This window comes from Streptomyces umbrinus, from assembly GCF_030817415.1.
Taxonomy (GTDB): Bacteria; Actinomycetota; Actinomycetes; order Streptomycetales; family Streptomycetaceae; genus Streptomyces; species Streptomyces umbrinus_A.
Window position 1 is genome coordinate 4,343,340 of record NZ_JAUSZI010000002.1, and the last position, 19,180, is coordinate 4,362,519.

A 19,180-nucleotide genomic window follows, 5' to 3' on the forward strand; every position below is an offset into this window, starting at 1 on the left:
GCTTCAGAGTTGACGCGCACGGAGGCACTGTCAAGGGTTCGCGGCATGACCCGGGGGCGCCAAGCGCCGCCAAGGGGCGCGCGGCTGTGCCGAACCGCGGCCCGTCGCGGGGCGCGACCGGCTGCGGCGGAGTGCGACCGGCTACATCCGACCCGCACCTGTAACACAACCCCCGGTCTCCCCCCGTTCCCCGCGGAGCGACCCGGAAGATACGGTTCGCTCATGCCCGACTATCGCGATGACCTGCGCCTCGCCCATGTCCTGGCGGACGCCGCCGACGCCGCGACGATGGACCGGTTCAAGGCGCTCGACCTCAAGGTCGAGACCAAGCCGGACATGACCCCGGTGAGCGAGGCCGACAAGGCCGCCGAGGAGCTGATCCGCGGCCACCTCCAACGGGCACGGCCGCGGGACGCGATCCTCGGCGAGGAGTACGGCGTCGAGGGCACCGGCCCCCGCCGCTGGGTGATCGACCCGATCGACGGCACCAAGAACTACGTACGCGGCGTACCCGTCTGGGCCACGCTCATCGCGCTGATGGAGGCGAGCGAGGGCGGTTACCAGCCGGTCGTCGGCGTGGTCTCCGCGCCCGCGCTGAGCCGCCGCTGGTGGGCGGCGAAGAGCCACGGCGCGTTCACCGGCCGCAGCCTGTCGTCCGCGTCCCGGCTCAAGGTCTCGCAGGTCTCGCGCATGAAGGACGCGTCCTTCGCGTACTCCTCCCTGGGCGGCTGGGAGGAGCGCAGCCTGCTCGACGGCTTCCTCGACCTGACCCGCGAGGTGTGGCGCACGCGCGCGTACGGCGACTTCTGGCCGTACATGATGGTCGCCGAGGGCGCGGTCGACATCTGCGCGGAGCCCGAACTGTCGCTGTGGGACATGGCGGCGACCGCGATCATCGTGACCGAGGCGGGCGGCTCCTTCACGGGCCTCGACGGCCGCCCGGGCCCGCACAGCGGCAACGCGGCCGCGTCGAACGGCATCCTCCACGACGAGCTGCTGGGTTATCTGAACCAGCGCTACTGAGGCGCCTGGGGGCAGTTGAGGCACTGACAGGTGGGAAAGCGCCCCAAATATCGCCTGCACGCGCCCTCTTGTTGACCGTCTCTTTAACTGCGACTCTGAGAGTCCCCCCACTTGTGAACTTGTGAATCCGTTAACTAACGGATTCGTAGGAGGTGGCTCCGTCCATGCTCGTCCGCGACGCCATGAGCACGGTGGTCCTCACCATCGGACCCGCTCACACCCTCCGGCAGGCCGCCGCGCTGATGTCCGCACGCCGCGTCGGCGCGGCCGTGGTTCTCGATCCCGACGAAGGCGGGCTCGGCATTCTCACCGAGCGCGACATCCTCAACTCCGTAGGCCTGGGCCAGAGCCCGGACGCCGAGCGGGCCCACGCCCACACGACCACCGACGTGGTGTTCGCCGCCCCGACCTGGACGCTGGAGGAGGCGTCGCTCGCCATGACCCACGGCGGTTTCCGCCACCTCGTCGTCCTCGACCGCGGCGAGCCGGTCGGCATCGTCTCGGTCCGCGACATCATCCGCTGCTGGGCACCGCTGCGACAGCACGCCCCGGCCTGAGCGCAGCTCCGCCTGAGCACGGCTCTGCACGTAACCGACCCGGAAAGCGAACGGGCCGGATCTCCGGTACGGGAGATCCGGCCCGCTCTTCGACGACAAGCGTTCCAGTGCTGGCGTCAGCCGCGCAGGGCCTGGACCGCGGCTTCCAGCCGCTTGCCGAAGTCTCCGTCGGCCTGACGGAAGTTGTCGATCGCGCGCTCGGCGATGTCGTCGCGCGAGACCTTGGCGATGAAGCCCGCGAGGTTGTCGATCAGACGGCCCTTCTCGTCCTCGGACATCAGGCGGTAGAGGTTGCCCGCCTGCACGAAGTCGTCGTCCTCGGAGTGGACCGGGGCCTCGTGGTTGCCGGTGCCGGCCGTGAAGTTCGCGGTCGACTGCCACAGCGGCCGCTCGGTCTGGAACGGGCCGCCGAAGCTGTTCGGCTCGTAGTTCCTGGCACCCTTGTGGCGGCCGTCGTACAGGAAACCGTCACGGGAGTGCGTACGCGCCTCGGTGGCGTGCGGACGGTTCACCGGCAGGTGGTCGGCGTTGACGCCGACGCGGTAGCGGTGGGCGTCGCCGTACGCGAACAGGCGGCCCTGGAGCATCTTGTCGGGCGAGGGTCCGATGCCGGGCACGAAGTGCGCGGGCGAGAAGACGCTCTGCTCGACCTCCGCGAAGACGTTCTCCGGATTGCGGTTGAGCTCCAGCCTGCCGATCTCGATCGGCGGGTAGTCCTCGTGCGGCCACACCTTGGTGAGGTCGAACGGATTGAAGCGGTACGTCGCCGCGTCGGCCGCCGGCATGATCTGCACCTGCACGGTCCAGGTCGGGAAGTCGCCGCGCTCGATCGACTCGCGCAGATCGCGCTGGTGCGAGTCGGCGTCCTCACCGGCGATCCTCGCGGCCTCTGCCGATGTCAGGTTCTTGATGCCCTGGTCGGTCTTGAAGTGGTACTTGACCCAGAAGACCTCGCCGGCCTCGTTGCTCCACTGGTAGGTGTGCGAGCCGTACCCGTTCATGTGGCGGTACGAGGCGGGGATGCCGCGGTCGCCGAAGAGCCAGGTCACCTGGTGGGTGCTCTCCGGGCTGAGCCCCCAGAAGTCCCAGACGTTGTCGGCCTCCTGGGAGCCCGTGTACGGGTCGCGCTTCTGCGTGTGGATGAAGTCGGGGAACTTGATGGCGTCCTTGATGAAGAACACCGGAGTGTTGTTGCCGACGAGGTCGTAGTTGCCCTCCTCGGTATAGAACTTCAGCGCCCAGCCGCGCGGGTCACGGACGGCGTCGGCCGAACCGAGGTTGCCGGCCACGGTGGAGAAGCGCAGGAACGTCTCGGTCTGCTTGCCGACCTCGGAGAGGAAGTGGGCGCGCGTGTACCGGCTGACGTCCGCGGTGACGGTGAAGGTGCCGTAGGCGCCGGCGCCACGGGCGTGCACCACACGCTCCGGGATGCGCTCCCGGTTGAAGTGCGCGAGCTTCTCCAGGAGGAGCTGGTCCTGGACGAGAACAGGGCCGCCGATGCCCGCGGTCTCGCTGTTCTGGTTGTCGGCCACCGGCGCGCCGGCCTCCGTCGTAAGCGGTCCCTGAGTCACGCACGCCTCCTGCGTCATTCCTTGCTGATCCTGGCCGTTCCTGTCCCTCAGCCAAGGCCGAACTCGATCCTACAATAGACAATGTCTAAGTCAAGGAATGCTCCAAAGTCACACCTGTTCGGAAACTGGGCCTACCTGCTGCTAGGCTTGGTGGTATGAGCGACCTGTTGGAACGACTGCGCGGACGCGGCTGGCGCATGACCGCGCAACGGCGTGTCGTGGCCGAGGTCCTCGACGGCGATCACGTCCACCTGACGGCCGACGAGGTCCACGCGAGGGCCGTGGCCAAGCTGCCCGAGATCTCCAGGGCGACCGTCTACAACACGCTGGGTGAGCTGGTCTCGCTCGGCGAGGTGCTGGAAGTCGCCACGGACAAGCGCGCGAAGCGGTACGACCCGAACGCGCACAGTCCGCACCACCACCTGGTCTGCGCCCAGTGCGGCGCGATCAAGGACGTCCACCCGGGCGGCAACCCGCTGGCGGACCTCCCCGACTCCGAGCGCTTCGGCTTCACGGTCTCGGGCGTCGAGGTCACGTACCGCGGCGTATGCCCGAACTGCGCGGCGGCCTGACGACCGGCCCCACACACCCCCGAAGCCCCGGCCACAAGAAGGCCGGGGCTTTCAACATCCCGACCCCTCTACCCCTTACCCCCGAACACACCGAAGGCCCGGAACCATTGGTTCCGGGCCTTCGGCCTTCAGTAGCGGGGACAGGATTTGAACCTGCGACCTCTGGGTTATGAGCCCAGCGAGCTACCGAGCTGCTCCACCCCGCGGCGATGTCTGAACAGTACGTCACCGGCGCCGACCAGTGCAAATCAGTTCCCCGCGCCCCTGAATGCGGCGCCTTCGCAGCCCGGGCCGACACCTTCAGCCCGTCCGGCGCTTGAGGACGAGGCCGCCAGGCCGACTTCCCACCCACCCCGGTCAACCCACCCACCCACGCCAGCCCGCACCCACCCAGCCCGTCCGGCGCTTGAGGACGAGCGCGGCAGCGCGATACGGGGGTTCGGGGGCGGAGCCCCTGAAAGGGACGATGGGGGTCCCCCCGCTCGAGCGAAGCCGAGAGTGGGGGAGGGTAAGGGCGGCGGGGGCGAAAAACCCACCCCCGCCACCCCGTCAGGCCGACAACTCCTGCCGCAACGCATCCCGCAACCGAGCCGCCCGCTCAGAAACCTCCTCGGGCCCGAGCGACACGGCCCGATCAGCCCACCGCTGCCCCTCCGCCAGCTCACCACGACGCGCGTAGACGAGAGCAAGCCGCAACGCCGCCCGCCCATGCCCCGCATCAGCGGCCCGAGTCCACCACAGGGCAGCCTCCGGCTCACTCCCCTCCCGGGCGAGCAACAGCCCAAGATTGAACGCCCCGTTCCGAGACCCCGCCTCCGCGGCCTCCCGGTACCACCGAGCCGCATCCACGACATCCCCGCGCGCGGAGGCAAGCATCCCCACCCGAACCTGAGCCCGCCGATGCCCCTGGGAAGCGGCCCGCTCGTACCACTCCCTCGCACTCACTCTTCTCGGTAGCCGGTTCCCCCAACTCGTGCGCGGGCGCAGGCGGCCGCCGCGCGTCGAGCACGGTGGCCAGCCGATAGGCGGCCTCAGCGCTACCCCCACCCGCGGCACACCGAAGGTGCCGCTCGGCAGCCCGCTCGTCCCCGTCCCGAAGACGCGCGATCCCCACCTGCAGCGCGGCCTCGGTGTGCCCGGCGGCAGCGGCCCGCTCGTACCACCGCAGCGCCGCCGCGTCCTCGCCCCGCCCGGCGTGCAGGATCCCGAGGTTGAAGGCGGCGTCCACACTCCCGGCCTCCGCGGCCTTGGAGAACCACGGCTCGGCCCCGGACGCGTCACCGACCTGCAGCAGCAGAATGGCCAGCGCGTTCGCGGCCTCCCGGTGCCCCGCGTACGCCGCACGCCGGTACCACTGCTCGGCCTGCGCGGTCCGCGCCTGCTCGGCGCAGAGCAGCCCGAGGTTGTACGCACCGTTCACATCGCCCGCGTCCATCGCGGCCCGGTACCACCGCTCGGCGGTCTGGGTCTCGCCCCGCTCGGCATGCAGCGCGCCGAGCGCGTTGGCGGCGTTCCCGTCGCCGTCCTGGGCGGCCCGCAGCCACCACACGGCGGCGCTCTCGGTGTCGCCGGCGTCCCGCAGCAGGAACCCGAGCGCGCAGGCGGCCCGCGCCTCGCCGTCCTTGGCGGAGGTCAGATACCAGCGCCCGGCCTCCTTGAGCTCCCCGCGCCTCTCCAGGATCGCTCCGAGGTGCAGCGCGGCACGGCGGTGACCGCGCGCGGCCGCCTGCCGGTACCACTGCTCGGCCTGCGCCGCGACGGTCGCCGCGACACCGTTGTCACCCTCGTCCTCGCCCGCCTGCACGGCCTTGCGGTCCAGTGTTCGCGCGAGCCGGTACGCCGCCTCGCGGTGCCCCCGCTCGGCGGCAGCCCGCATCCAGTCCACGGCACCGGCGTCGCCGCGGTGCTCCAGGAGGTCGGCGAGCGCGTACGCACCGAGGGCGTGGCCCTGCTCGGCGGACTGGCGCAGCCAGTACTCGGCGGCGGGCTCGTCCCCGCGCTCGCGGTGGTGGCGGCCAAGCGCGTGCGCGGCGGCCGCGGATCCGGCGACGGCGGCGATCCGCCACCAGCCGGCCGCCTCCTCGGCGTAGCCGCGCTGGTGCAGGAGGACACCCAGGTTGTTGGCGGCGGCCCGGTCACCGGCCGCCGTGGCAGCGCGGAGCTGAGGCTCGGCCCCGTCGAGATCACCGCGGCGGAGCAGCATGGCTCCGAGAACGCTCATCGCCTCGACGTCGCCCGCCTCCGCGGCGAGTCGTCGGCGCGCCTCCTCCGCAGCCTCGCCGGTCTCGTCCCGGTCGGAAGGCTGCACAAACCGCCCTGTCTCCAACAGAGTTGCCTTGTCCCCCATAACGTCCATCGTCGCACCACCTGCAACCTGGGTACACCTGGTATACCGCAGCCAGTGAGGTCACTTCAGCGTTTTGTCGACATGCCCACAGAGAGACAAGTGAAACACAGAATTCCTAACTCCAGGCGGATGGCGCAGCCTTCGTCGCAGCAGCACTGATGAGCGATGGGCGCACGCACGCGATCCCGGCACGGTCCGCACACGTAGAAGGACCCGGATCCTTTGAGGATCCGGGTCCTTCTATTTCAGTAGCGGGGACAGGATTTGAACCTGCGACCTCTGGGTTATGAGCCCAGCGAGCTACCGAGCTGCTCCACCCCGCGCCGTTGTGTTGCAACCGTACCACGGCGCGGGGTGGGACTACTCAACTGCCCTGGTCACCGTCCTGTTGACCGCTCTTTTCCTTGTCGGCGTCGCCGTTGGCACCACTGGCCGAGCTGGCCTTCTGCTCGGCCTCGGAGGCGCGCTGGAGCGCGTCCTGAAGGTCCTCCTGGGCCTTGCCGTACGCCTCCCAGTCGCCCTTCTTGAGCGCTTCCTCGCCGGCCGTGTAGGCGTCCTCGGCGTCGGCGATGGCCTTCGCCAGGTCGGTGTCGCCCGTCGTCGGTGGCTTCGGGGTCTCACCGTCCTTGGGTGGTGGCTCGGTGGTGTCCTCGCCGTCCACTCCGAAGACCGTGTTCAGCCCTTCGGCGAGGGTGTCCTTGAAGACGGTCTGGTCGCCGTAGGCGACGCCCACCTTCCTCAGCAGCGGGTAGTTGGACGTGCCGCCGCGCGCGTACACCGGCTCGATGTACAGGAACCCGCCGTTGAGTGGCACGGTCAGCAGGTTTCCGTACTCGATGTCGGAGTCCGTACCTCTGAGGTTGCGGACGAACTCGGCGACGTCGGCGTTGCTGTTGAGCTCGCTCTGCACCTGTTGTGGACCTCTCACCGTGGAGGTCACTCTCAACAGCCTTATCGTGCCGTAGTCCTTACTGGCCGCGTCGGCGTCCACCGCCATGAACGCCCCTAGGTTCGGGCGCCCGTTGGGCGTGAAGGTCGTGGTCAGCGAGAACTGCTGCGCGTTCTGCCCCGGCATCTTCAGGCTCAGGTAGTACGGCGGGACCGCACTGCTGTCCTTGTTGGTCGGGTCGTCCGGCACCTGCCAGGCGTCACTGCCGCTGTAGAACTGGGCGGCGTCGGTGACGTGGTAGCGGGTGAGCAGCTCGCGCTGGACCTTGAACAGGTCCTGCGGGTAGCGCAGGTGCTCCATCAGCGAGTCGCTGATGTCGGTCTTCGGCTTCACCGTGTCGGGGAACGCCTTCATCCAGGTCTTGAGGACCGGGTCCTTGGTGTCCCACTGGTAGAGCTTGACCGAGCCGTCGTACGCGTCGACGGTCGCCTTCACCGAGTTGCGGATGTAGTTGACGCGGTTCTGCTGCGCCACCACCGCCCGCTGGTTGTCGGTCAGCGAGTCCGCCGTGGTGTCCCCCAGCGTCGTACGGGAGGCGTAGGGGTACCCGTTGGTCGTCGTGTAGGCGTCGACGATCCACTGGATCTTGCCGTCCACGATCGCCGGATAGGCGTCGCCGTCGATGGTCAGCCACGGGGCCACGGCCTCGACGCGCTCCTTGGGCGTGCGGTTGTAGAGGATTCGGGAACCCTCGCCGATCGCGCCCGAGTAGAACATCTGCGGCTCGCCGAACGCGACCGCGTACGCGGCGCGGTTGATCGGGTTGGCGAGGTTGACGCCGCTCTTGCCCTTGTAGCTGGTGGTCTTCTCGCCGTTCTCCTCGTAGTCGAGCTCCTTCTGCGGGCCGCCCACGATGGAGTACTGCTCGGTCTTCTCCCCGTAGTAGATCCGCTGCTCGTACTTGCCGAGGTCACCGGTGGTCGGCAGCCCCGACTCGGAGAAGTCCGGAGAACCCGGCGGATCGGAACCGGTCGCCGTGCCCCTGGCCGCGACCGCGCCGTAGCCGTGGGTGTACGTGAAGTGGTCGTTGATCCAGTTGCTCTTCGGGATGCCGTTCAGGTTCAGCTCGCGCAGACCGATGACGGTGTCCTGCTCCTTGCCGTTGGCGTCCGTGTACCGGTCGACATCGAGCGTGGAGGGGAACTGGTAGTACTTGCGCTCCTGCTGGAGCTGCTGGAAGGCGGGCGAGACGACGTTCGGGTCGATCAGCCGGTAACTGGCCGCCGACTCGGCGTCCTTGCGGATCTGCTCCGCGTTCTCCGTGCCGCCCTTGCCGGAGTAGTCCGTCACCTTGGCGTCGTCGATGCCGTAGGCCTCGCGCGTCGCCTTGATGTTCTTGTCGACGTACGGCGCTTCCTTGGCCTGCTCGTTCGGCTGGACCTGGAACTTCTGGACGATCGCCGGGTACAGACCGCCGATCAGGATCGCCGAGAGCACCATCAGGCCGAAGCCGATGACGGGCAGCTGCCAGGTGCGCCGCCACAGGGTGGCGAAGAACAGCAGGGCGCAGATGACGGCGATGCAGAACAGGATCGTCTTGGCGGGCAGATACGCGTTCGCGTCGACGTACCTGAGGCCCGTCCAGTTGTCCGTCGCCTTGAAGTCACTGGACTTCACCGCGAGGCCGTACCGGTCGAGCCAGTACGCGACCGCCTTCAGGGCGACGAAGAGACCGAGCAGCACGGAGAGATGCCCGGTGGCCGCGGCCGTGGCGCGCGCTCCGGGGCTGGTGATGCGCAGCCCGCCGTACAGGTAGTGGGTCAGCGCGGCGGCGATCACCGAAAGGATCGCGGCAGCGAATCCGAAGCCCAGCAGGAAGCGGTACCAGGGCAGATCGAAGGCGTAGAAGGCGATGTCCAGGTGGAACTGGGGGTCCTTCTGGTTGAAGGGCACTCCGTTCACCCAGAGCAGCCACGTACGCCACTGGCCCGCCGCGGAGGCGCCCGCGATCAGCCCGACCAGGGCGGTGATCCCGAGAAGAATCCACTTCTTGTACGGGGCCACGCCCATGCGGTAGCGGTCGAGGCTCTGTTGCTCCATCGACATGGCGCTCAGTGGCGGCCGCAACCTGTGGGCCAGCCAGATGTTCACACCGACGGCCGTGGCCATCAGCAGTCCGAAGACGAAGAACAGGCCGATCTTGGTCCACAGGGTGGTCGTGAAGACGGACGAATACTTGACCGATCGATACCAGAGCCAGTCCGTCCAGAACCCCGCGAACATGACGAAGGCCATGGCCAGCACGGCCAGTACACCCAGTGTCATGAGCAGGGTCCGGACGCGCCGGGACGGTCGGCCCACTCTGATCCGTGGCCCCGTCGGGCCTCCGCCGCGGTCCGGCATCTGGAAAGCCAAGGTGCGCACCTCGAAGTTCGCTGTTGGTATCTGGGGGCCCCGCAAACGCCGGGCCACATCTATGCAACTTACTGATGCTTTACTCGGTTCCCGCTTCGGGGGCCGAACGAGGCAGGATTGTGACCATGTCCAACACCGCCTCCTCAGGCACACCCATGGCGGCCGGGCCCCTCACCCGTGCCGTCCTCGAGATCGACGAGTACGTAGCGGGGCTCGGCTGGGACCAGCCCGCCCGCCTCTTCGCCCTGGTCGACACCGGCCGGCTGCGCTCCCAGGAACCGGGGCTCGCCGAGCGCCTCGGCCTGACCGAAGACGCCCCAGAGGGCACCCTTACCCCGATTGAGCAGGACGAACTCCCCGCGGGCAGCCCGCTGGACGAGTTCCTCGGCACCATCGCCTGGCCGGACGCTGTGGTCGGCTGCGCCCTGTCCGTGGAGCGGCTGATGCTCCCGCCGTCCGCGGAGGCGTCCGTACCGGACGGCCTCGACGAGAAGCGGCTGGCGAAGTGGGTCGCCGAGCACCCGGAGCGCCAGGAGGTCCGGATGACCGTCGCGGTGCTGCGCGGCGGGAAGCGCGAGTCGGCGCTGCGGCTGCGCGAGAAGGACGCGGCGACGGACGTGCTCACCGGCTCCGACCTCGTGCCGGGCCTGGCCGACGCCCTGACGGCGACGTTCGCGGAGTAGCGCGGAGCGGGCCGGCCCGCCGGGTGCGGTAGGGCCTGTCCGGCAATTCCCGTCGTCGCCCGGAGGGCGGCCTGGCGGCGTCAGGTGCGTGCTCTCGGTGCGCCGGGCGTAGATCCTCGTACTGGACGTACTTGGGTCTGCGCCCGGTGCGGCGAGAGTGCATGCATGGCGTCGCGAGGCTGGGGGCACCTCCCGGCCGGAGGCTGGGGGGAGGGAATTGCCAGACAGGCCCTAGCTCTTGGTGCAATTCGGCAGGTCGGCCGTCTTGCCGCCGCGGATGTCCTTCAGGGCGCTCATCGCGTCGTCGATGGTGTCGACCTTGACGAGGGTGAGCCCCTCGGGGACGTCACGGGAGGCGGCCGCGCAGTTGTCCTTGGGCGTCAGGAAGTACTGGGCGCCCTTGTCGCGGGCGCCGACAGTCTTCATCTCGATGCCGCCGATCGGTCCGACCTTGCCGTCGTCGGTGATCATGCCAGTGCCGGCGACGAACTTGCCGCCGGTGAGGTTGCCCGGCGTCAGCTTGTCGACGATGCCGAGGGCGAACATCAGGCCGGCACTCGGGCCGCCTACGTCGGCGAGCTTGATGTCGATGGCGAACGGAAGCGTGTGGTCGGTCCCGGCCGAGATGCCGACGATCGCACGCTGCTCGCCGGTGTCGTCGGACTTGGCGGTGGTGATCGTGATCTCCTCGGTTTTGGTCGCCGTCCGGTTCTCCTTCTCGGCGGCGGCCTGTTCCTTGGCAGGCACGATCGTGAAGACGACCTTCTCACCGGGCTTGTGCTTGGTGACCAGCTTCGCGACGTCGTCGGGCGCCTTCACCGTCGTACCGTCGACGGCCTTGATGACGTCACCGGCGTGCAGCCTGCCCTCGGCGGGGGTGTCCTTGACGACGGTGGAGACGATCACCCAGGACTTCACCGGGATCTTCAGTTCCTTGAGGGCCGCCACCTTGGCGCTCTCCTGGGACTGGCTGAACTCCTCGGCGTTCTCCTGTGTCGACTGCTCCTCCGTCTTGCCGTTCGGATAGAGGGTGTCGTGCGGAACGACCTTGTTGTCGTGGGCCAGCCACCCGTACACGGCCTCGACGAGGTTCATCTTGTAGTCGGCGCTGGTGACCCGGACGGTGGTCATGTTCAGATGCCCGGTCGTCGCGTAGGTCTTGCGACCTGAGATCTGGAGCACCGGCTCGCCGTCGTGCTCACCGAGCGTGTTCACCGTCGGACCCGGTGACATCTCCGAATACGGCACATTGATGAAGACTCCCGCGCACAGGAGCGCGATCAGCATCAGGGTGGAGGCGAGCATCGTCGCGGTGCGGCGTGGCATGGAACGACAGTACGGGACCGGTCTGTCAGCGCACCGTCAGGGCCGTCCGTCCGGGGAATCCGGGCCGGTCAGGCATCCGTGCGCAATTGCTCCGACTTCTCCGGGTTCTCCGACTTCTCCATGGCCTCGCGGAAGCGTGTGTAGCCCGCGAGCTCGCTGCCGTCTCCGAGGGTCTTTCGGTTCCGTCCGGCCCAACTGCCCCACAGTCCGGCGCCGATCGCGGCCAAAAGCGGAATCAGCAACCAGGCGAGCGCCGCCATGCCGACCTCCCAACCCCATGAGCGACCGCAACTGACTGATCAGCAGATTAACCATCCGCATGTTCAACGCTCACGGCAGGGGTCGGGTTACGCAACCGGAACGACGGACAGAAGTGGCACCTGCGTCTCAGGTGACCAGTGTGACCTCAACAGGCCCCGACCCACTCCTCCGTACCGTCGGAAAACGTCTGGTGTTTCCAGATCGGTACCTCGTGCTTGAGATCGTCGATCAGCTTCCGGCAGGCCTCGAACGCCTCGCCCCGATGCGGACAGGAAACGGCGACGACCACCGCGAGATCACCCACCCGAAGGTCACCGATTCGGTGCACCGCGGCGAGCGCCCGCACCGGATACTCGGCGACGACCTTCTCGGCGACCCGCCGCATCTCCGCCTCGGCACTCGGATGGCACGAGTAGCCGAGCGCGTCGACATCGGCTCCCCCGTCATGATTCCGCACGGTCCCCACGAACAGCGCGGTTCCCCCGGAGGCATCGTCCCCGACAGCCCGGAAAACCTCGTCCAAGGAGAGAGCGGTCTCCCGAATCGCCAGCAGCTTGATGGGCTCCTGAGCGGCCTGCTCACCGGGATGATCATTCATGGGTGCCATACCCCCATCGTGCCCCACTCCGCCAACCCCACGGAATACGGATTTCCTCCCGCACACGCGCGTGCACGATTGGAGCCTCCTACAGGGGCTCAGCCCGTCCGGCGTTTGAGGACGAGCGCGTTCAGCGCGATACGGGGGCCTGGGGGCGGAGCCCCCAGAAAGGGACGGGAATGGGAAGGGGCGGCGGGGGCGAAAAACCCCCACGCCGACAACCCCACCGTCTCAGATCCGCCGCCGAGCCTTCCGAGCCCGCCGCACCAACGCAGCCGTACCCAACAGAGCAACAGTCGCCCCCGCGGCCCCCGCGGCAGTGGCATCCTTCCGCCCGAGCCGCCGCCCGGCCAGCGTGTGCCGCCCGGCAACCTCCTCCAGAAGCTCCGCAAGGACCTCCTCATTGGTCCACTGCGGCCGCCACCCGGCATCATGCAGCCGGCTCCCGCTCACCACCCAGGGATACATCGTGTAGGCGAGATCCCCCGCCGGAGACGGCGTGAGCCCGATCCGGTGCAGCCGAGCCGCGGCCCCCAGCGCGACGGCCGACGGCAACTCCATCCGCCGGATCCCGCTGAGCTCCTCGACCTCCTCCTGCTCCAGCCACCCCTCGCACCCGACGGCCAGCTCCCCTTCGACCTTCTCCAGAACGGCGTACTCCAGAGCCCCGCACAGATCCTCGACATGGCAGAACTGCCAGGCGGGCCGGGACCCGGCGACGACCAGCAGCCGGGGCGACTCGAAGTACCGGGTGAGCGCCGTGTCGGTGCCTCCGACCAGCACGGCAGGCCGTACGACGGTGACGTTGAGCCCGGGATGCGCACGCGGCGCCCGCCGCGCGAGCCGCTCGACCTCCAGGAGGTCCCCCACGCCTGTGGCCTCCGCGGTCGCCTGCAGTTCGGCGTCTTCGGAGAGGGGCAGTTCGTTGTCGGGCAGGGCTCCGTAGACCATCGCCGAGGTGCACAGCACGACACGGTGCACCCCGGCCGCGGCGGCGGCCGTCAGCACGGTCTGTGTCCCCCGCACGTTGTAGGCCGTACGTGCGGCCGGATCCGTCTCCAGGTCGAGATCGAGCGCGAGGTGCACCACGACGTCCGCGCCGCGCAGCTTCTCGGCGATCGCCGGATCCCGGACATCCAGGATGTGCCACTGCGCGGCGGCGCACTCCCCGCGCCGCTCGTCGATGGCGATGACCTGCTTGATCTCGTCGCTGGCGGCGAGCCGCTCGGTGAGCATCGCGCCGATTCCGGCCGCGGCGCCGGTGATCGCGACGACTGGGCCGCGTAGGGCCGGATTGGTTGAAGGGTTTCGCGCTGCGCGAACCTGTGGATCTGGGGAACTCACCGGGCGTCTCCAGCGGTTGTCTTCAGTAAGAACGCGCGTGACGCGTACGTACCAGGTGGCATCCATCCTGCCGCAGCCGCTGAGTCGGCGAAGCACCGAGGCCCGAACCGGTTGTGGTGTCTACGCTGGGTGGTGATGTAGGGCAGCCGCCGTCGGAGCGAACCGGCGGCCTTAACAGCCGAGGAATCCCGTGAGTGACACCCCATTCGGATTCGGCCTTCCGCCGGAGGAGCCGGACGACGGCGACGAGGGCAAGAAGAAGGACCAGCAGAGCGGTGGTGGTCAGGGACCTGCCAACCCGTTCGGTTTCGGGCCCGGAGGACCGGGTGGCGACAACCCGCTCGCAGCCATGTTCGGTTCGCTGAACCCCAACGACCTGGGCGCCGCGTTCCAGCAGCTCGGCCAGATGCTCTCGTACGAGGGCGGGCCGGTGAACTGGGACATGGCCAAGCAGATCGCCCGCCAGACGGTGTCCCAGGGCACTCCCGACGGCACCAAGGACGCGAGCATCGGCCCCGCCGAGCGCACCCAGGTCGACGAGGCGGTGCGCCTGGCCGACCTGTGGCTGGACGACGCGACGTCGCTGCCGTCCGGCGCCGGCTCCGCTGTGGCCTGGAGCCGCGCGGAGTGGGTCGAGGCGACCCTGCCGGTGTGGAAGGAGCTCGTCGACCCGGTCGCCGAGCGGGTCGGCGCGGCCATGGGCGACGTACTGCCCGAGGAGATGCAGGCCATGGCGGGCCCGCTCCTCGGGATGATGCGCTCCATGGGCGGGGCCATGTTCGGCACGCAGATCGGGCAGGCTGTCGGCGTGCTCGCGGGCGAGGTCGTCGGCTCGACCGACATCGGCCTGCCGCTCGGCCCGGTCGGCAAGGCCGCGCTGCTGCCGCTGAACATCGAGTCGTTCGGCAAGGACCTGAGCGTCCCCCAGGAGGAGGTGCGGCTCTACCTCGCCCTGCGCGAGGCCGCCCACCAGCGGCTCTTCGCCCACGTGCCGTGGCTGCGCTCGCACCTGTTCGGCGCGGTCGAGGGGTACGCGCGCGGGATCAAGGTCGACACGGCGAAGCTGGAGGACGTGGTCGGCCAGTTCGACCCGCAGAACCCGGAGGAGCTGCAGCAGGCACTCCAGCAGGGCATGTTCCAGCCGGAGGACACGCCCGAGCAGAAGGCCGCCCTGGCCCGCCTGGAGACGGCGCTCGCGCTCGTCGAGGGCTGGGTGGACGCGGTGGTCCACTCGGCCGCGAAGCCGCGTCTGTCGTCCGCCGACGCGCTGCGGGAGACGCTGCGCCGCCGCCGTGCCACGGGCGGCCCCGCCGAGCAGACCTTCGCCACACTGATCGGCCTGGAGCTGCGCCCGCGCCGCCTGCGGGACGCCTCGCGCCTGTGGGCCTCGCTCACGGACGCGCGCGGTGTCGACGGCCGCGACGGCCTGTGGGCGCACCCGGACATGCTGCCGACCGCCTCCGACCTGGACGACCCGGACGGCTTCGTGCACCGCGAGCAGCTGGACTTCTCCGAGCTCGACAAGATGCTCGGCGAGGCCGCGAGCGGCCCCTCCGAGAAGCCGAACCTCACGAAGGACGAGCCCAGGGACGACGAAAAGGGCGAGGAAAAGGGCGACGACGACAAGTGAGCCTGTACGACGACGCCGTCCTGGTCCTGAAGGGCATCGAGGGCCAGGAGGAGCTGCGCCAGGCCTATCTCGACCATCTGGAGGCGCATCCGGACGGTATGTGGAAGGCCTGCACGGCCGGGCACGTCACCGCGAGCGCCCTGGTGATCGATCCCGGGCACGGCAGGGTGCTGCTGACGCTTCACAAAAAGCTGCGGATGTGGCTCCAGATGGGTGGCCACTGCGAGCCCGGTGACGCCACGCTGGAGGCCGCGGCCCTGCGCGAGGCCACGGAGGAGTCGGGCATCGCGGGCCTGACCCTGCTCCCGGGCGGTCCCGTACGACTGGACCGGCACCCCATCCCGCCGCCCTGCCACTGCCACTTCGACGTCCAGTACGCGGTCGTGGCCGAGCCGGGCGCCGTCCAGGAGATCAGCGACGAGTCCCTCGACCTGCGCTGGTTCCCGTACGACGAGGTGGCGAAGGTGGCGGACGACTCGGTCGTACGCCTGCTGAGTGCAACACGAGCAAGGCTCTGAAGAGGCATGTGTAAGGGGCGGCCGCAATAGCGGCCGCCCCTTACACACACGCTGACAAGGGCGCGGGGAACTGCGCGCCCAGCCACGGCGGACCCGCGGCCAACCCCCGGCCCCGGAGCTTTCGCGGGGCACTCCGAAGAGTGCCGGGCGAAAGGTCCTAACTCCAGGCGTTGCCCTGGTTCTGCCCCCGGGCCCCCTGCTGCCCCATCCCGTACTGGGCAGAAAGGCCCGACCCGATCGCCGCGTTCTGCGGCGGCAGCATCTCACTGGGCTGGACGAGCGCGTACCCCTGGCCCATGAAACTGAGCTCCCAGCCCTCACCGGTGTTGCCGCGGCGCCGGAACACGCCGGAGGAGTGGGTCTGGGCCTGCATCTGTACGCGCAGACTCGTCGACCAGGCGACGATCGCGTCGGCGTCGCAGTTGACGTACCGGTCCGGCGTGACCTGAAGCATCAGCGGCATGCCCGACGTCATCAGGGCGACCTTGCCGCGCCCGGTGATGTTGAGCTGGTACTTGCCGGAGCCGGAGATCCCGTACTGGCTGTCCACGGCGATCACCTCGTGGTGCAGCGAGGAGTCCATCGCGAGGACGTAGCTGCTGTCCACGGTGAGGCCGTCCTGGTCCACGTCCACCACATGGATGTGCTGGGCGAGGTTGGCCAGGTAGACGGTGCCCTGCCCGTGGCAGCGCATCAGGTCGAGGCCCTCTCCGGTGTGCGCGCGTGAACGCTGCTGACCGGAGTTCTGGTACTCGGCGTCGAACTCCACAAGGCCCTGGTAGGCGACCATGGTGCCCTTGCGGGCCAGCATGTCGTCGTGGCCCTCCAGGACGACGCGCAGCATCTGCTTGTTCTGCAGGCTGTAGCGCTCCTGGGACTGCTGGTCGTTGTAGGCGAAAAGCGGGCTCTGCATGGTGTGTGTGCTCCCCCTCAGCCCCGTACCCGGAGGCGGTCGGTGCTGTCCTCGCTGGGCTGGACGACGACGATGCCCTGTCCGGAGAAGGCCATCTGGAAGGCCTCGCCGCTGCCCCGCCCGATCAGGGACTGCGCCTTGAAGCTGCGCTTGCCCTTCACCTTGAGGTTCGGGGACCAGGCGACGAGCGCGTCCGGGTCGACGTACGTCTCGTCCTCGCCGCCGCCGCAGTCGACGACGATGGGCTTGCCCCGGGAGGTCAGGGCGACCCAGCCCTGCCCGGAGATCTTGGTGTTCCACAGGCCCTGTCCGGCGAACTTCGCCAGCCCCTTGACGCGCTCGACGCCCCAGGTGAGGTGCGCGTCGAAGGCGAGCAGGTTGGTGGCGTTGACGGAGATCGCGTCGCCGTTGAGGTTGATGACGACGACGTTCGCCCCGTAGTCGGAGAGGTACAGCAGACCGTCTCCGGAGCACTTCATCAGGGGTGCGCCCTCGCCGGTCATCCAGTCCTTGGCGATCTGGCGCACGGCCGGCGGATTCGGCTCGTACTGGACGAAGCCTTCGTAGGCGACCATCGACCCCACGCGCGCGAGGAGGTCGTTTCCGGTCTGCATGGCGACCTTGAGCATGTGGTTGCCGTGGTTCTCCATGCGTGCGGCAACGGGTGCCGGGGCGAAGCCCGCGAGCTGCTGGTTCATTAGGACGGGCTCCCTCAGACCTCGTACGGCTGGACGACGATGAAATTGCCGGGCGCGCCGCGGAACTGGAGGTTCACGCTCTCGCCGGTGTCGCCCGGGTAGGCGTTCCTGCGCATCCTCACCTGGCTGGAGACGATCACCTGGGAGGCTGCGGACCACGCGACGACGGCGTTGCAGTCGGCGAACGTCGTCGGCGTCACGGGCAGGACCACGGGCACGCCACGCGTCTTCACGACGACCGTGCCGGTGCCCTGGAACTGCATCGTGAACAGAGCTCCGCCGGGGATGCCGTGTCCTTCGACGCGACGCACCTCGTACTGCAGCGTCTCGTCGAAGGCCAGGACGTTCTCCGCGGAGACACAGACGGCGTCTCCTTGCAGCTCGATGGGGTGCAGCATGGCGCCGTTCTCCGCGAGGAAGACCTGGCCGCGGCCCGAACAGCGCATGAGCTGCATCTCCTGGCCGGTCGCGTTGCCCACGATCCGCCCGGAGAATCCGGCGCCCTTGTAGCTGAAGTCGACCTTGCCCTGGTAGAGCACCATGCTGCCCTGGCGGGCCAGCACGGCCTGGTCGCCGCCCATGCCGAGGTCGACACGGACCATCTTCTTGTTCTGCTGGGTCCAGCGCTGCCCGGTGGGCGTCTCCTTGTACGCCTGCAGCGCCGCGGTGACACCGGCGCCTCCCTGGGGAGCGCCTTGAGGGACTCCGTAGGCGGTGGGCGCACCCGGCGCGCCGGGCTGACCGGGCACGTGGCCGAACGGCGGCTGCTGACCGTAGCCCGGAGGCGGGGTCGGCTGGCCGTAGCCCGGGGGCGGGGCGGGTGCCTGAGGTGCCTGGGGCTGGCCGTAGCCGGGCGGCAGGGGTGCGGTCTGGCCGGGGGCCTGGCCGTACGGAGGCTGCTGCTGGCCGGGCTGCCCGTAGGGCGCCGGGGCGGGAGCCGGAGGCGGTACCGGGGCGCCGCCGGGCGGGGTCATGGGCGCGATGATGGTCGGCGCCGCGTGTACCGACGGCGCGGGGGCCGGCGGTGGCGTGGCTCCCTGGGGCGGTGCGAAACCCTGGGCGGCAGGCTGCGGAGCAGGTGTTGGAGCCGGCACGGCGGGGCCTGCCGGGGCGCCGAACGCGGGCGGTGCGGCGCCCTGGGCGGGCGGCGCGAACGAGGGCGCGGCGGCCCCCGGTGCCGGAGCCGCAGGCTCCTCCTCGGCGACCTCGCCGCCGAAGTTCTTCAGCAGCGCGTCGAGCCCGCCGTCGAAGCCCTGTCCGACCGCGGCGAACCGCCATACGTCCTTGAGGTAGAAGTCGCCCAGCATCACGGCGCGTTCGGTGGAGAACTCGCCACCGTTGAACGAGTAGCGGGCCACCTCCTCGCCGCCCGCGACGATGCGGAGGTACCCGGGGGCAACCTGCGACATCTGTCCGGCGCCGTCGATCGTCGCCGTGAAGGACAGCTTCTGGATCTGCGACGGGATCCTGTCGAGCGTGACGCGGAAGGACTCCGTGTCACCCGCCTGCGCACCGAGAAGCTGGATGGACTCTTCGGGGGTCTTCGGCTGGTTGAAGAAGACGAAGAACCGGTCGTCCGAAAGCTGTTCGTCGGCGTCGAGACCGAAGCAGCTGATGTCGAAGCTCAGTCCGGGGCCGGTGATCTGCACACCCACGTACAGATCGGTGCCCGCGGTGAGGTCACTGATCTTGGCCTTGTGGCCGCGTTGGAATTCCCTGGCCATGCGTAACGACCGTCCCCCATCCCGATACGAGTGCGTCGCGTCAGGCTAACGGCAAAATCCGGCCGCGGACGAAGCCGGTACAGACCCGGTACAGAATCCCTGCTTCGAGCG

General features: G+C 69.2%; 15 protein-coding genes, 2 tRNA genes and 1 pseudogene. 6 read left to right on the top strand and 12 right to left on the bottom strand.

The features are described from left to right. Positions 1-222 precede the first annotated feature (222 nt). Both hisN and QF035_RS18970 read left to right on the top strand, forming a co-directional pair. On the top strand, positions 223-1,023 hold the full coding sequence (gene hisN / locus QF035_RS18965; protein ID WP_307521582.1) for a histidinol-phosphatase: 801 nt from the start codon (positions 223-225) through the stop codon (positions 1,021-1,023). A gap of 164 nt (positions 1,024-1,187) precedes the next feature. Continuing rightward, on the top strand, positions 1,188-1,580 hold the full coding sequence (locus QF035_RS18970; RefSeq protein ID WP_055617015.1) for a CBS domain-containing protein: 393 nt from the start codon (positions 1,188-1,190) through the stop codon (positions 1,578-1,580). A 116-nt stretch (positions 1,581-1,696) separates the two neighbouring features. On the opposite strand, the gene QF035_RS18975 is transcribed toward QF035_RS18970, so the two are convergent. Next, positions 1,697-3,169, bottom strand: coding sequence for a catalase (locus QF035_RS18975; protein WP_307521583.1), 1,473 nt, complete (start codon positions 3,167-3,169; stop codon positions 1,697-1,699). A 137-nt stretch (positions 3,170-3,306) separates the two neighbouring features. On the opposite strand from QF035_RS18975, the gene QF035_RS18980 reads away from it, so the two are divergent. Beyond that, complete coding sequence (locus QF035_RS18980; protein ID WP_307521584.1) at positions 3,307-3,723, top strand: Fur family transcriptional regulator; 417 nt, start codon at positions 3,307-3,309, stop codon at positions 3,721-3,723. Between the two features lie 132 nt (positions 3,724-3,855). Here QF035_RS18980 and QF035_RS18985 read toward each other — a convergent pair. From QF035_RS18985 to QF035_RS19000, 4 genes and pseudogenes are all read right to left on the bottom strand, one after another. After that, positions 3,856-3,929: transfer RNA gene (locus QF035_RS18985), tRNA-Met, on the bottom strand. Between the two features lie 343 nt (positions 3,930-4,272). Continuing rightward, positions 4,273-6,079, bottom strand: a pseudogene (locus QF035_RS18990) (sel1 repeat family protein). Positions 6,080-6,319: 240 nt separating this feature from the next. Continuing rightward, positions 6,320-6,393: transfer RNA gene (locus tag QF035_RS18995), tRNA-Met, on the bottom strand. A gap of 41 nt (positions 6,394-6,434) precedes the next feature. After that, entirely contained in the window at positions 6,435-9,362 is a 2,928-nt protein-coding gene (locus tag QF035_RS19000) for a UPF0182 family membrane protein (protein ID WP_307531230.1), read from the bottom strand. Between the two features lie 137 nt (positions 9,363-9,499). Here QF035_RS19000 and QF035_RS19005 point away from each other — a divergent pair, with 137 nt between their 5' ends. Further along, a complete protein-coding gene (locus tag QF035_RS19005; protein ID WP_189837526.1) occupies positions 9,500-10,057 on the top strand; it encodes a PPA1309 family protein in 558 nt (185 codons plus the stop codon). A 231-nt stretch (positions 10,058-10,288) separates the two neighbouring features. Here the strand turns inward: QF035_RS19005 and QF035_RS19010 are convergent, their stop codons facing one another. The 4 genes from QF035_RS19010 to QF035_RS19025 form a co-directional block, all read right to left on the bottom strand. Beyond that, positions 10,289-11,383: a YlbL family protein gene (locus QF035_RS19010; RefSeq protein ID WP_307521585.1), complete on the bottom strand. Its 1,095-nt coding sequence runs from the start codon at positions 11,381-11,383 to the stop codon at positions 10,289-10,291. A gap of 68 nt (positions 11,384-11,451) precedes the next feature. After that, a complete protein-coding gene (locus QF035_RS19015) occupies positions 11,452-11,643 on the bottom strand; it encodes a hypothetical protein (protein WP_307521586.1) in 192 nt (63 codons plus the stop codon). 146 nt (positions 11,644-11,789) lie between these two features. After that, positions 11,790-12,251, bottom strand: coding sequence for a molybdenum cofactor biosynthesis protein MoaE (locus QF035_RS19020; RefSeq protein ID WP_143636469.1), 462 nt, complete (start codon positions 12,249-12,251; stop codon positions 11,790-11,792). A gap of 222 nt (positions 12,252-12,473) precedes the next feature. Then, on the bottom strand, positions 12,474-13,586 hold the full coding sequence (locus tag QF035_RS19025) for an SDR family oxidoreductase (protein ID WP_307521588.1): 1,113 nt from the start codon (positions 13,584-13,586) through the stop codon (positions 12,474-12,476). A 190-nt stretch (positions 13,587-13,776) separates the two neighbouring features. Here QF035_RS19025 and QF035_RS19030 point away from each other — a divergent pair, with 190 nt between their 5' ends. Both QF035_RS19030 and QF035_RS19035 read left to right on the top strand, forming a co-directional pair. After that, on the top strand, positions 13,777-15,216 hold the full coding sequence (locus QF035_RS19030) for a zinc-dependent metalloprotease (RefSeq protein WP_307521590.1): 1,440 nt from the start codon (positions 13,777-13,779) through the stop codon (positions 15,214-15,216). Then, a complete protein-coding gene (locus tag QF035_RS19035; RefSeq protein ID WP_307521591.1) occupies positions 15,213-15,734 on the top strand; it encodes an NUDIX hydrolase in 522 nt (173 codons plus the stop codon). The genes QF035_RS19030 and QF035_RS19035 overlap by 4 nt, the downstream gene beginning before the upstream one ends. A gap of 157 nt (positions 15,735-15,891) precedes the next feature. Here the strand turns inward: QF035_RS19035 and QF035_RS19040 are convergent, their stop codons facing one another. The 3 genes from QF035_RS19040 to QF035_RS19050 are packed head-to-tail and all read right to left on the bottom strand — an operon-like array spanning position 15,892 to position 19,069. Then, positions 15,892-16,647: an AIM24 family protein gene (locus QF035_RS19040; RefSeq protein WP_307521592.1), complete on the bottom strand. Its 756-nt coding sequence runs from the start codon at positions 16,645-16,647 to the stop codon at positions 15,892-15,894. A gap of 17 nt (positions 16,648-16,664) precedes the next feature. Then, positions 16,665-17,345, bottom strand: coding sequence for an AIM24 family protein (locus QF035_RS19045; protein WP_055610520.1), 681 nt, complete (start codon positions 17,343-17,345; stop codon positions 16,665-16,667). Between the two features lie 14 nt (positions 17,346-17,359). Continuing rightward, entirely contained in the window at positions 17,360-19,069 is a 1,710-nt protein-coding gene (locus tag QF035_RS19050; protein WP_307521594.1) for a TerD family protein, read from the bottom strand. Positions 19,070-19,180: the final 111 nt, after the last annotated feature.